General features: G+C 40.9%; 13 protein-coding genes and 1 other RNA gene. 5 read left to right on the forward strand and 9 right to left on the reverse strand.

Annotated features, from left to right (window positions below; all coding sequences use genetic code 11):
* The first annotated feature begins 259 nt into the window (after window positions 1-259).
* On the forward strand, window positions 260-1,603 hold the full coding sequence (gene gdhA / locus B3143_RS06725; RefSeq protein WP_175967170.1) for an NADP-specific glutamate dehydrogenase: 1,344 nt from the start codon (window positions 260-262) through the stop codon (window positions 1,601-1,603).
* Window positions 1,604-1,674: 71 nt separating this feature from the next.
* Here gdhA and B3143_RS06730 read toward each other — a convergent pair whose 3' ends face one another.
* From B3143_RS06730 to rlmH, 3 genes are all read right to left on the reverse strand, one after another.
* Window positions 1,675-2,457, reverse strand: coding sequence for an META and DUF4377 domain-containing protein (locus B3143_RS06730; RefSeq protein ID WP_208462435.1), 783 nt, complete (start codon window positions 2,455-2,457; stop codon window positions 1,675-1,677).
* A 139-nt stretch (window positions 2,458-2,596) separates the two neighbouring features.
* Window positions 2,597-3,373, reverse strand: coding sequence for a dioxygenase (locus B3143_RS06735; protein WP_034170485.1), 777 nt, complete (start codon window positions 3,371-3,373; stop codon window positions 2,597-2,599).
* A 106-nt stretch (window positions 3,374-3,479) separates the two neighbouring features.
* Window positions 3,480-3,962: a 23S rRNA (pseudouridine(1915)-N(3))-methyltransferase RlmH gene (gene rlmH / locus B3143_RS06740; protein ID WP_004782895.1), complete on the reverse strand. Its 483-nt coding sequence runs from the start codon at window positions 3,960-3,962 to the stop codon at window positions 3,480-3,482.
* 155 nt (window positions 3,963-4,117) lie between these two features.
* On the opposite strand from rlmH, the gene B3143_RS06745 reads away from it, so the two are divergent.
* Window positions 4,118-5,077: a M28 family peptidase gene (locus B3143_RS06745; protein ID WP_208462436.1), complete on the forward strand. Its 960-nt coding sequence runs from the start codon at window positions 4,118-4,120 to the stop codon at window positions 5,075-5,077.
* Between the two features lie 65 nt (window positions 5,078-5,142).
* On the opposite strand, the gene lon is transcribed toward B3143_RS06745, so the two are convergent.
* The 5 genes from lon to B3143_RS06770 all read right to left on the reverse strand — a co-directional run bounded on the left by lon (window position 5,143) and on the right by B3143_RS06770 (window position 9,710).
* Entirely contained in the window at window positions 5,143-7,569 is a 2,427-nt protein-coding gene (gene lon / locus B3143_RS06750) for an endopeptidase La (RefSeq protein ID WP_034170483.1), read from the reverse strand.
* A 147-nt stretch (window positions 7,570-7,716) separates the two neighbouring features.
* Complete coding sequence (locus B3143_RS06755) at window positions 7,717-8,298, reverse strand: 5-formyltetrahydrofolate cyclo-ligase (RefSeq protein WP_034170526.1); 582 nt, start codon at window positions 8,296-8,298, stop codon at window positions 7,717-7,719.
* 288 nt (window positions 8,299-8,586) lie between these two features.
* Window positions 8,587-8,771: non-coding RNA, 6S RNA (gene ssrS / locus B3143_RS06760), on the reverse strand.
* Between the two features lie 97 nt (window positions 8,772-8,868).
* Window positions 8,869-9,156, reverse strand: coding sequence for a cell division protein ZapA (locus B3143_RS06765; RefSeq protein ID WP_005234746.1), 288 nt, complete (start codon window positions 9,154-9,156; stop codon window positions 8,869-8,871).
* Window positions 9,153-9,710: a hypothetical protein gene (locus tag B3143_RS06770; protein WP_004782884.1), complete on the reverse strand. Its 558-nt coding sequence runs from the start codon at window positions 9,708-9,710 to the stop codon at window positions 9,153-9,155. Before B3143_RS06770 ends, B3143_RS06765 begins: the two co-directional genes overlap by 4 nt.
* 65 nt (window positions 9,711-9,775) lie before the next feature.
* On the opposite strand from B3143_RS06770, the gene B3143_RS06775 reads away from it, so the two are divergent.
* From B3143_RS06775 to B3143_RS06785, 3 genes are all read left to right on the forward strand, one after another.
* Window positions 9,776-10,408, forward strand: coding sequence for a UPF0149 family protein (locus B3143_RS06775; protein WP_034170482.1), 633 nt, complete (start codon window positions 9,776-9,778; stop codon window positions 10,406-10,408).
* Window positions 10,409-10,559: 151 nt separating this feature from the next.
* A complete protein-coding gene (pepP, locus tag B3143_RS06780) occupies window positions 10,560-11,894 on the forward strand; it encodes a Xaa-Pro aminopeptidase (RefSeq protein WP_208462437.1) in 1,335 nt (444 codons plus the stop codon).
* Between the two features lie 397 nt (window positions 11,895-12,291).
* Window positions 12,292-12,531 (forward strand): DUF378 domain-containing protein, encoded by a 240-nt coding sequence (locus B3143_RS06785; RefSeq protein WP_034703714.1) that lies wholly within the window; start codon window positions 12,292-12,294, stop codon window positions 12,529-12,531.
* 189 nt (window positions 12,532-12,720) lie between these two features.
* Here the strand turns inward: B3143_RS06785 and B3143_RS06790 are convergent, their stop codons facing one another.
* Window positions 12,721-13,764, reverse strand: coding sequence for an acyltransferase family protein (locus B3143_RS06790; protein ID WP_228301718.1), 1,044 nt, complete (start codon window positions 13,762-13,764; stop codon window positions 12,721-12,723).
* Between the last annotated feature and the right edge of the window lie 83 nt (window positions 13,765-13,847).

Here is a 13,847-nt window from a genome sequence, read left to right on the forward strand (position 1 = left end):
AGTTATGCACGATTAAGGGTCACTTTGTGCATTATTATCAGGCATAAACTAACAATTAAGCATTGATTCAGTTGGTATTTAAGCACACAGAAAAAATATTCATAATCAATATAAATAATTGTTATCAAATTAAATTTAAACTATTTTTCAAAAAAGTATTGTAGATTAGTTACAAAAGATATTTAATATTTTGCGCCAAAATTTAACATTGATTGTAAATTTGACCAATTTTGATCCATTTTCTGCTGAGGATTAAGCGTTGAAATACAACACACTTAATGAGTTCCTAGATTACGTAAAATCACGTGATGCACATCAACCCGAATTTCTTCAAGCTGTAGAAGAAGTGATGACCAGTTTGTGGCCATTCATTGAAAAGAATCCACAATACGCAGCACATGGTTTACTAGAACGTCTAGTTGAACCTGAGCGTGCGATCCAGTTCCGTGTTGCTTGGGTAGATGATCAAGGTCAAACACAGGTTAACCGTGCGTTCCGCGTACAGTACAACTCAGCGATTGGTCCATTCAAAGGTGGTATGCGTTTCCACCCGTCAGTGAACCTTTCTATTTTGAAATTCCTCGGTTTCGAGCAAACTTTCAAAAATGCCCTGACTACATTGCCTATGGGCGGTGGTAAAGGCGGTTCTGATTTTGACCCTAAAGGCAAATCAGAAGGCGAAATCATGCGTTTCTGCCAAGCGTTAATCATCGAGCTTTATCGTCATCTTGGTTCTAATACAGATATCCCAGCGGGTGATATCGGTGTGGGTGGCCGCGAAGTTGGCTACATGGCTGGTATGATGAAAAAACTCAGCAATGACACTTCATGTGTATTCACTGGTAAAGGCCTGACTTTCGGTGGTTCTCTGGCTCGTCCAGAAGCAACGGGTTACGGTACAGTGTATTTCGCTGAAGAAATGCTGAAAACTCGTGGCGAAAGCTTTAAAGATAAAGTGGTAACAATCTCTGGTTCTGGTAACGTTGCGCAGTACGCTGCTGAAAAAGCAATGTTCCTAGGTGCTAAAGTTGTTTCTCTATCTGATTCTGCGGGTACTGTTCACGTTAAAGACGGTTTCACTGAAGAGCTTCTTGCTGAAGTGATGGAACTGAAAAACGTTAAACGTGGCCGTATCTCTGAATTTGCATCTAAACACGGTTTTGAATACCTTGAAGGTCAACGTCCTTGGGGTATCAAATGTGATATCGCGCTTCCATGTGCGACTCAAAACGAACTTGATGCGAATGATGCAGCAGCGCTTCTTGCAAACGGCGTAATCTGTGTTGCTGAAGGTGCGAACATGCCTTCTACACTTGAAGCGGTTGAGAAATTCGTTGAAGCGAAAATTCTTTATGCGCCAGGTAAAGCATCTAACGCCGGTGGTGTAGCAACTTCGGGTCTGGAAATGTCTCAAAACGCATTGCGTTTAGGCTGGACTTTCGAAGAAGTTGACGAGCGCTTACACGCAATCATGAAAGAAATTCACCGCAACTGCGTAAAATTCGGTACGAAAGAAGACGGTACCGTGAACTATGTAGATGGCGCAAACATCGCTGGCTTCGTAAAAGTTGCTGATGCAATGCTTTCTCAAGGCGTATTCTAAGTCTGACTGAGTTTAAGCTTGAAAAAAAACCGAGGTGAATGCCTCGGTTTTTTTATATTGCGATTTTATCGTTATAGAGTGCCTTTGACTGCTTCACGCTGTACGGTCATGTCGAATACATAGGCATATTTAGACTGGTCAGCTGCCGGATTTTTAATTTCATAACGTTTGACCCGAATAATCTGAAGCTCATTCGGTGTATGCTGAAAACCTTCAATTTGATCATAGAATAAAGTCCAGTCTTTATCGACCTGAGTCTTTAAGCCTTTTTCATCATATTTGATTTCTTTTACTTGCAAGCAGGTTTGTTGAGCTACACCCGTACAGGCTTTAGTCTGCGGTGAAACTTCTAGCAAAATGGTTTCTGCCTGACCTTGGTATTTGGTTTCCGGTGTCATTTTTCCGGTAAAGACATATTTTTGACTATCAGCTGCAGTAATACTCAGTTTCGGCTGATTGGCATCACTTAGATCCAGACTAAACGGAATATCACGCTTTTGCAGAAGCTGGCTGATAAAACGTTCCTGTTCCATTAATGGTGCATCACATGCCATCATGGTGCCCATCATGTCACCCGTACTCAGGGTATTATCTTTAACATTCCAGCTCGTGCCAAGGCCATTACAGCCAGAAGCGACACTCAGTCTGCCTTGCTGATCAAAGCTCAGAACAATCGGGCGTTGCAGCCCACGATCAAGTTCCCAGGTATAAGCGGGCAAAATTTGTGTAGGCGTTTTTAATGTAGTAGATAGAGTAGAAATAGCCGGATCTCCTGAAGTGACAGGAAGATGAGAAGATTGACATGCAGTTAAAGCCAAAGGGAATAGGGCAAGCGCAAAAATACTGAATTTCATTGGTTTATATTCTATGTACTAAAGTTTCAACATGATTATAATCAAGAGATTAACAAAAAATATGGATACAAATCGTAGCTTTTGCTAACAAAATGTATCCAAATTAAAAAGTCAGATTTTAAATAAGCGGAGCTATCGGTTAGTCAAAACGGTAGATATCCATCCCCAAAGCGCCCATCGTAAAACTGCTGTGTACGATGCTGAAACGGTTGCCGGTACCCATAGCAAAGAACAGTGGAGCAAAGTGTTCCAGTGTTGGGTGATTACGTTTTAGCTGAGGAATAGACTGCCAGTCCAGAACGGCATCAAAATCACTATGGGTTAATTTATTGGCCACATAGTTTCGGAAGGTAGATGCCCATTCTGGAACTTCATCGCTATTTCCCTGCCAGGACAATTCACGCAAATTATGGGTAATGCTCCCTGACCCGATCAGGAAAACCTGCTGCTCACGAAGTGGCGACAAAGTCTGGCCAATCTTGTAAATCTCTTCTGCACTCATCGACATCGGCAAAGAAATTTCAACTACTGGGATATCTGCTTCTGGATACATATGTAAGAGCGGCATCCAGACGCCATGATCACGCGGACGGGTGCTGTTGGCATGTGCAGAGAGACCGGCATTGGCCAATAAGCCCAAGACTTGCTCAGCCAGCTCTGGATTGCCGGGAGCTGGGTAGCGTAACTCATACAATTCATGTGGAAAGCCACGGAAGTCATGCCAAGTTTCAGGACGAATACCTGTATTGACTTCCAGAGCTTCACTTTCCCAATGTGCCGACATAACAATAATGGCAGTTGGACGTGGCAGATTCAGGCTTAAACGGTGCAATGCCGGGCCAACCTGCTCAGGATTGAGCGCGAGCATGGGAGAACCATGAGAAATAAATAAGCCGGGCAAAGTCTGTAAGTTCATAAGTCAAACCACATTAATTCAATGTTTTAATCATGCAATAAAAAGGAAAGCAAAGGCAGGGGTGATTGTTCAACAAAACGTTGCATAATCAGAACGCATCAACAGATCAGCCTGCACGGTGATAAGGATGATTATGGTTAATGCTCATGGCACGATACAGTTGTTCAATCAGCATTACACGGACTAGCGGATGTGGCAAGGTAAGTTTAGACAGAGACCAATGCCAGGCTGCTGCTTTTCGGACTGCTTCAGAATGGCCATCTGGCCCGCCAATCGCCAAGGCAATATCATGACCTTCCAGCATCCAGCCTTTCATAGTTTCAGCCAGTTTTTCCGTACTAAACTCACGTCCACCGACTTCTAGTGCAATCAGGACTTCATTCTGTTTTAAGGCATTTAAAATACTGTCACCTTCAATATTCCGGTATTTCAGAATATCGGCTTCAGAATCGTTTTTGCCCCGTTTCGCCATGGGCAATTCAACCACCTGAGTCTGTACAAAAGGCTGGATACGTTTGAAATAGTCTTCAAAGCCTGTCAACACCCAAGCCGGCATTTTCTGGCCGATGGTTAAGATACGGATTTTCATAGAACTGGATCAATAATTAGATACTTCATTATAACGATCAAACAACACGAAGTTGAGCTAGGGAAACAAATTGAAATTGAAATCATGAATTTAATGTTGCTTTAATATCCATGATTCAAGTATCCGCTTGATAATAAAGGAATGGATAATAAGAAATGCGGACCAGTTTCATTATTAAAAGATCTTGTACTTTTCTACTAATTATTCTTGGTTTAACCAGTTCAGGCATGAGCTTTGCTGCGCCTGCAAATTTTTCCTCCAAACAGGCTCAGCCAGAACATCTGAAACTGTTTATCAAACAGATTATCAGTGTGGACGAATACCGGAATTTTAAAAATACAAGTGAATTGAATCGAGTATCCGCATGGCTCAAAGAACAAATGCGTCTGCTTGGCATTCCATGTCAGTTCCAAAACTATATTGTAAATAACCTAAGCTATAGAAATGTGGTATGTCAGCTGAATTCCAAAGCCAAAACCAAACTGGTTATTGGCGCCCATTATGATGTCTTTAGTGACTTGTATGGAGCTGATAACAATGCTTCTGGTGTAGCAGGGGTACTGGAAACAGCTCGATTACTGGCCTTACAAAAGTCAAAACTCAAACATAATATCGAGTTTGCTTTCTATACACTGGAGGAGCCACCATATTTCAAGACTGAACATATGGGAAGTTATTTACATGCCAAAGTACTAAAGATCCAGAAGCAAAAAGTGAAAGGTGTCATTATTCTGGATTCTATTGGCTATTATGATGAAAATCTAGTGCAGACCTATCCGACAGGTTTGAAATGGATCTATCCACGGCATGGGAACTTCATTGCTGCGATTGGACATTTGGCATCAGCCAGTTTGACAGGAGATTACTGCACGTCCATGCAACGTTTCAAGCGGCTAGACTGTCAGCGTTTTATTAGTCCGGCATTTGCTCAGGACATGAATTTTTCTGGCTATTTGAATTATGCCAAGTTTAACTATTCAACTATGCTGATTACAGATACAGCGTATTATCGTAATCCTTACTACAATACCGAGCAGGATACCTTAGATAAACTGGATCTGACCAAGATGGCTCAGGTCGTGAATGGTTTGGTCGATATGGTGATTCGTCTTTAAAATTATCTTCGTTTGGATACAAAAACACCCTGCCAGAGCAGGGTGTTTTTCAAAGCCTTTAGGTCTTAATGACGTGCAGCTTTAGCTTCTTCGCTCGCTTTCACAATTGGTGGTTTGACCAGTGATTTCGGCATATCGATCAAAGCCAAAGGTAAAATCTCATCAATCGATTTAACAGCTTTGATTTCTAAGCCTTCTTTTACATTCTCAGGAATTTCCGCAAGGTCGCGAACGTTTTCCTGTGGAATGAACACCAGTTTAATGCCACCACGGTGCGCAGCAAGCAGCTTCTCTTTCAAACCACCGATACGCATTGCACGGCCACTCAAGCTGGTTTCACCTGTCATCGCAATATCTGGACGAATCGCAATACCGGTGAATGCAGACACTAGAGCAGTCGTCAGTGCCAAACCTGCAGATGGGCCATCTTTCGGAGTCGCACCTTCTGGTAAATGCACGTGCACATCAGTTTCTTCAAAGCGGGAAGCTTCGATACCTAATTCAGCCGCACGGGTACGAACGACAGTCATGGCAGCGGTAATTGATTCTTTCATTACATCACCAAGTGAACCGGTGGTAATGAATTTACCTTTACCGGGTACTGCTGCAACTTCAATAGTCAGTAACTCGCCACCCACTGAAGTCCAAGCCAAGCCGTTTACGCGGCCGATTTGAGCTTCTTCTTCCGCCATACCGTAGTCAAATTTATGTGGACCCAAGTAATCTGGAAGATTACCTGCATTCACTTCAACCTGAAGATTTTTAGCTTTCTTGCTAACCGCTTCTTTCACTACCTTACGTGCAATTTTAGACACTTCACGTTCAAGGTTACGAACACCAGCTTCACGCGTATAACGACGCACGATGTCACGAATCGCTTCTTCATGCACAGTCAACTCTTTAGCACGTAAACCATTGTTCTTAATTGCTTTAGGAACAAGGTAACGGTCAGCAATGTTAACTTTCTCTTCTTCGGTATAACCAGGCAGACGGATCACTTCCATACGGTCCAGCAGGGCCTCTGGAATATTCATGCTATTGGCAGTACAGATGAACATCACTTCTGACAGGTCAAGGTCAAGATCAAGATAGTGATCGTTGAACTTGTTGTTCTGTGATGGATCAAGTACTTCAAGCATCGCAGAAGCTGGATCACCACGGTAGTCTTGAGCCATCTTGTCGATCTCATCGAGCAGGAACAGCGGGTTTTTCACGCCAACTTTGGTCAATGACTGCACGATCTTACCTGGCATCGCACCAATGTAGGTACGACGGTGACCACGAATTTCTGCTTCGTCACGTACACCACCGAGGGCCATACGGACAAACTCACGGCCAGTCGCTTTGGCAATCGATTCACCCAAGGAAGTTTTACCTACACCTGGAGGACCGACTAGACACAGGATTGGACCGCGTAATTTTTTCACGCGAGACTGAACCGCCAGATATTCCACAATACGGTCTTTGACATCGTCCAGACCATAGTGATCGGCATCCAGGATTTCCTGAGCTTTGTTCAGGTTAATGCTAACTTTGCTGGCTTTGTTCCATGGCGTATCTAGAATCACTTCCAGATAGTTACGAACTACCGCAGCTTCGCTAGAGGCTGGTTGCATTGCTTTGAGTTTACGGAACTCAGATTCCGCTTTCTTACGCACATGCTCAGGCAGATCAGCTTCAGCCAGACGTTTTTCGATTTCCGCAACGTCATCTTCTGCACCGCCATTCATATCGGAAAGCTCGCGCTGAATGACTTTCATTTTTTCATTCAGGAAGTATTCGCGCTGGTTTTTTTCCATTTGACGTTTAACCGAGTCATGCAAAGTCTGTTCAATCTGCTGTTCTTCAGACTGTTGCAATAAATATGTCATCAACTCAGTTAAATGTGCATCGAACTCGTCGTATTCGAGGAATTTCTGTTTCACTTCGATATTCAGAGGAACACGGGTCGCTACGAAGAATAACAGCTGCAGTAAGTCTTCGATTTTATTCGCCGCTGCAATCAGCTCACGAGCATTACGAAGTTTTGCTTCAGCATACTGAGCGAACAGGGCACGCAGCTCCTGTAAGCGCGTAGCTTGAGTGGTTTCATCGACTGATACAGTCATTGGGCTAAGTTCATGCTCAGCAGTCAAATACTCATTTTCATCAATGATGGTTTTGAGCTTGGCACGATACAGTCCTTCAATCAGGACTTTAATACAGTTTTCATCATTTTCGTGATTCACAACTTGCACAATCTTCGCGACAGTACCGTATTGATAGAGGTTGTCGTGATCAATTTCTTCTGTAAGCGAATCTTTTTGCGCAACTACAAATACTAGATTGTCACTGTTACGAGCCACATCAACTGCATTGATCGATTTTTCACGACCGACAAATAGCGCAATTTGCATGTGTGGATACACCACCACATCACGTAGCGCCAAAAGTGGTAATACACTTGGAACCTGAGGCTCTAAGGTTTCTTGATTCATAATAATTTCAGACATGGGCACTCCTAATGAGTGACAACGGTGTTGCCATGTTTTTAATAGTGATGGGTAATTTAAAAATTACAAGGGCTATAGCGACTAAATTGTATAAAAAATTACTAATTATTTGATTTTAAAGTACTTGTGTATTTGGAAATACATCATTTAACGCTTAAAACGTTGTAAAAGTGTAGGCGTAAGCAGGGCATCTAGAGGCTGGTCCCAAACTTCTCGGACTAAAGGTTGTGACACACGCTGAAAGTCATGCGCCAGTCCAAGGCGAAAAGGACGGCGCGCTGCTGTTGCCAGCGTACGATCATAATAGCCACCTCCCATACCAATCCGGGTACCATATTGATCACAAGCTAATAGTGGCATAACCAAAAGATCCAGTTTTGAGACATGCAGCCCCCGTGTAGCCATGGGTTCACGCATTCCCAACCGATGATGAGCAAAACGCTGGGAATGATAATGATTTTGACTGATTTCTACCCACGTGAGCCGCTGGTTCATATTGCAAATATTTGGGAGATAAACCCGTTTATGATGCTTAAAGCAGTATTCAATTAGCGCCTGAGTGCGAACCTCACCGAAAGCATCCAGATAAACCCCCACAGACTTGCTTGCATGAAATTCTGGCAAAGTCCGAATCATATTCAGGATACGTTGTTGAGTCTGTTTTTGGGTAAATCGAGAGAGTTGACGGCGCTGTTTACGTAGCTGTTTGCGAAGTTCGGAAAGATTCATCGTCGTCATAAATATGGTCTTCAAGATTTTAGGGCATTAGATTAATAAAATGCCATAACTTAAATAGAGGGTAGCAACATAGCGAGTATTATAGGCATCTGTATGAATTTTTGATTGAATTTTAAAAATAATGAAACATTTATGATGAATTAATCGATCTGTACTTAGATCCAGGTAACTTTTTAAAAGACGAAAAAAGATACGGATACAGGACGCTAAACCAGGAAAATGTAATAAATTTGAGATTTATAAAACAAGATAAATAATGAAATATTTTTAGAAAAATAGAAGCACTCCGAAGATGCCGCTGCATGTCATTACCCTTGAACCCTAAAGTTCAAGGTGGACGAGACGCATACTTGCTGGGTTTCCCATACCGGATGGGCATACACTCTAAATATGCAGAACTCAATCCTAAGATTTAAATATCGGCTCAGGGGAATCTGACCCGCTGGCGAACATCTCAGAGTTAGACTAAGTATAAACGATAATGCCGATGTGGCAACTCTATGCTGTTCGTGAACTGTAAACAGTTTAGTCGAACGACCGAAGTTTAAACAAAAAACTCGATTATTCAGTTAGTTCTTCAACTTCTTCTAAAATAGTTTGTAACAAACGTTCGCAGTGCGCATATTGTTGCAGGGATTTATTCATCGTCAATACTTCCTGCATCAGTTCCAGTGCCACCATAATGATCAGTTTACTTGGTTCCATACGAGGGGCTTTACGGCGAAATTCATCGTATTTTTCATTGAGTAATTGCGCTGCACGTTGTAGTTCATCCTGCTGATCCGCAGTCGAGGCCAGACGGAAACTATGACCCAATACCTTTAAGTCGATTGCGATTTGTTCACTCATGATGAAGCTTCCTCAGTCACTTCAGTAGGATGGGCCAATTGCTGAATTTCCTGTGCATTTTGGTCTTGGGCTGTTCCCAAAATCGCCAGACGTTGAATAATGGCTTCAACTTTAGCTTTGGCATTTTCATTTTTTTGGGTAAGACGTTCAGATTCCTGATTCAGGCGCTGAATTTCTTGTTGAGCATGACGCTGTTCCAGCAATAACTTTTCTTTCAGCACACGCAATTCATTGCGTTCAGCCAGAATTTCCTGAAAACGGTTCTTTAGATCAGTGCAACTTTTTTCCAGACGGCTATAACGATCTGCCAGTGCTGTAGCATCTTGGTTTAAATGCTGAAACTGATTACGTGATTCTGTCAGTTGCTGATTGAGGTTCTGGATTTCTTGTTGTTTTTGCGCAATAAAGCTATTTTTTTGTTCAATTTGAGTTTCATGTTGCACGCTTGAAGCCTCTTGCTTCTCACGTAAACTGGTATTCTCACTTTCAAGTTGTGCAAGTCGCGTTTTTAAAACGCCAATATGCACTTGTAGACGCTGTAATTCTTCTAACATATCGAGGTCGCACAGTGTTGCAAACAAAGGTAATATATAAAGCAGTATAGAGATTGGATAAACGAATGCAAGACGATATTTCAGGTTGGTCAGAATGGTACCGCAATTTTTCTTCAATTGAAGAAATTTCTAGCCCAAGCGAACTGCATGGTTTGCTTACTGGAATTGTCTGTGTCACTCAGGCACCTTCAAGTGATGAATGGGTACAGATTTTAGAAACGCTAGATGTCCCTGAACTGAATCCTGAAGCATTAGAATTGTTAACAGGTGAGGCAGAAGACATCTTTCATGCGCTGTCTGAAGATGAGCTGGATTATCTGCCATTACTACCAGATGATGAGCATAGCTTGGCAGAACGCGTTCAGGCTCTGGCTGACTGGTGTGCAGGCGTAGTGCTTGGTTTTGGTCTGGCTTCAGGTCATATCCGCAATGATGAAATGGAACTGATTGAACATTTACAAGATGTTGCAGCAGTTGAATTTGAAGACTCTGATGACGATGCCGAGGGTGAAGAAAGTTATCAGGAGTTGTATGAGTTTGTTCGTCTGATTCCAGTAAGCCTGTCCGTCGGTCGTAAGAAAGTAGAGGTTGAGGAAACACCTTTATTGCAGAAATTCACGCAAAAAGCACCAGCTCCAGCTTCTGCAACTGAAGCGCAATCTGTAGTTGAAATTTTCTCGCCGAAACGTCCGAGTTAAGTTCAAGCGGTTTTAAACACAAATTAAAAACGGTTCTGAAACCGGCATATTTTTTGCTGAGTCTTCTCATGAAGATGATAGTAAATTGATCTGACCCGTTTTCAGAATCAAATTTTAAATAACAGTAGCAATTGATAAGAAGTAAGGTGTAATGAAGAAACTGACTCAAGCCGATTTTCAGGAACGTCGTGACATCCTCGCAGGGGAAATGGGATTACGTAGTATCGCGATTATTGCCACCAGCCCGGTTGCCCTGCGTAACCGTGATGCAGATTATAAATATCGTGCGGACAGCAGTTTCTTTTACCTGACCGGATTTGCTGAGCCTGAAGCAGTTGCAGTCATTGAAACTTTTGATACGGAAGAAGAAGGCTATACCTATAGTCTGTTCTGCCGCGAACGTGATCGTGAAATGGAAATCTGGAATGGCTACCGTGCCGGAGTGGATGGCGCCGTTGATGATTATGAAGCGGACGAAGCTTATGCGATTGATCTACTGGATGAGGAAATCCTCAACAAGCTTCAGAACAAAGACAAGCTTTTCTACCGGATTGGGCACAATGCCGAATTTGATGCACGCGTAGCTAAATGGATTGCAACAGCCAGTGGTGAAAGCCGCCGTGGTACTTCTGCACCGGCACAGATCATGCGGCTGGATCGTATCGTTGATGAAATGCGTCTGCATAAAGATGAAAATGAAATTGAACTGATGCAGCTTGCATCGGATATTTCTGCAGAAGCCCATACACTGGCTATGCAGAAAGTTCGTCCAGGCATGATGGAATATGCTTTAGAAGCTGAATTGAATTATATCTTTGGTAAAAATGGCTGTGTACCATCCTATAACAGTATTGTCGGTGGCGGTGAAAATGCCTGTATTCTGCATTATGTGGAAAATGATAAAGAGCTGAAGGATGGTGATCTGGTTCTGATTGATGCTGCCTGTGAATATCAGTTTTATGCATCAGACATTACCCGTACGTTCCCGGTAAATGGTAAATTCAGCCCGGAACAAAAAGCTTTATATAATGTCGTACTGGATGCACAGATTGCTGCGATCAATGCTGTTCAAATCGGGAATTCTTATAAAGAGCCGCATAATGTGGCGGTTCGCATTCTGGTTCAAGGTTTACTTGATTTGGGGATTATGCAGGGGGAACTTGAAGAAATTATCCAGACTGAAAGTTTCCGCCAGTTCTATATGCACGGTACTGGGCATTGGCTCGGTATGGATGTCCATGATGTAGGTACATATAAAGCCAACGGTGAATGGCGTGCATATGAAGAAGGTATGGTCGTGACCGTTGAGCCGGGTCTTTACATTGCGCCAGATGATGAAACTGTAGATGCGAAATGGCGTGGCATCGGAATCCGGATTGAAGATGATGTGGTTGCTACCAAAAATGGCCCACTAGTGCTAACTGCAAAAGTAGTGAAAACTGTGGAAGATATTGAAGCCTTAATGGCTCAAGCACGTGCTGCTTAAATAAAAGATATAAAAAAGTCGATGATCGCATCGGCTTTTTTATCTTTATAGGAAAAAGCTAAAAATTGACTTATTGAAGACATTAATTTTTCTAATCTATTGATATTAAAATGAGTATTTATAAAATTTTAAGAAAATGTAAATTATTTTCTTAGAAATAAGTTATCCAATAGCTAGATAGAACAAAGATACTATCGAGAAACAAGCAAGACATTTACTTACGTTAATCGCGACTTATTCAAATAAAATTAATTTTGTTAAAATTGAGAATTATAAGATGACAGGAATTCAACACAGCAATTGAGTTTTTAGCATCAAAGCAACATATTAATTCCGATTTCGTTCTCATACTTGACCTGTTCCTTAAATAAACTCAAAGAAGAGCAGGAGAAAAATGATGAGACTAAATACGCTTGACTGGATTGCTTATGCTTTAGCGATTATTGGTGGCATCAACTGGGGTCTGGTTGGTGCGTTTAACTTTGATTTAGTCGCTGCCATCTTTGGTGAAATGAGCGCACTATCTCGAATTATTTATGTATTGGTTGGTTTGTCTGCCTTGTATCTGATTTATACGGGTACAAAATTGGGTCGACGCGATGTACATCATGAGTCTCAGGCTCGAGTAGTACGTTAACTGACTGAAAGTTAATTGAAATCATTGATATTTTTTTAATTAACTGATGCCTATAATAGATTAGTTAATTTAAAAGATATAAAGGCATTTAACAAAAACGGAGCTTAGGCTCCGTTTTTCGTCTTTAAATTGGTCAACCTATATAAAATTTTAAATTGATAAAAACCGTATAAAGTGATCAAAAAATCTCTATAAGTTTTTTCTATCAACCGGATAAAAATACTTAAAGAAGTTAAATGGTTCTTTGCCTAATTTAATTAACCTTTTTTCTAAAACCAGATAAATAATAGAACCTGCTAAGATAGAAGAAGTAATAAGTATAGAGCTAAATAGGTAAGGGTTTAATATATTGAGTTTGTTTAAAACCATAGCAACTGGGCTTAAAGTAAAAGGATGAATCAAATATAAAGAGTAAGATGAATCTCCAAGATGATTAAAAAATCTTAAAATTAGTGATTTGGTTTCAGTGATTAAGTCCTCTAAAGCTACGCATCCAATAAAAATGAAAAACATCGGGATCCCGATTTTTAATGATCTCAAGGTGATGAAATCAGGTAATTTATAAAAGTTTTGATAGGCTAGTAGGGAAGCTCCGATAAGAATCATAAATATAGACATTAATCGGGAAAGACTAGTATTTTTTATAATGATAAATGCCAGAACGCCTAAAGCGAATTCAAGCAAAAGATTATGGGTTAAAAACATCAGAAATTCAGATTTTGGTTGGAGTATTAAACCTATAGCCACAACAACTGAAAAATATAGAATGATAAAAAGATATTTATATAAGTCTTTTAATAAAAAGATTAGGAAAAATGAAAAAATAAAATAATAATAAAATTCATAGCTTAAGGTCCATCCATTATTGATTAAAAATTTACTGCCATTCGGAATTAAGAAGAAGGATTCGAAAATTCCTGTTTCACCACCAGATGAATTTATAAGATTTGGAGAAATCAGAAATACGATTAAAGCAAAAAAACTGAGAACCCAATAAAGAGGAATGATTCGGATGAATCGGTTTCTCATGAAATTTAAAAAATTAACTTTTTTATTATATGTTGTATAACACATAATAAAGCCAGAGATGATGAAAAATAAATCAACGCCAGAACCGCCTATGTGATACCACTGGAGTGCATCTACATTGTATTGTTGTCCTTTAAAGGAGGTATGGCTTATAACTACCATTAAGGCAGCAATCCCCCTAAGAAATTGCACTGAATAAAGCATAGTTATTATTTTATTAAAGTATTTAATTTAAACTATCATACTCAATGTTTGTCTCACAAATATAGGCGAATTCAAACATGAGG

Origin of the sequence: Acinetobacter sp. UBA1496 (genome assembly GCF_002324975.1) — a bacterium.
GTDB lineage: Bacteria > Pseudomonadota > Gammaproteobacteria > Pseudomonadales > Moraxellaceae > Acinetobacter > Acinetobacter variabilis.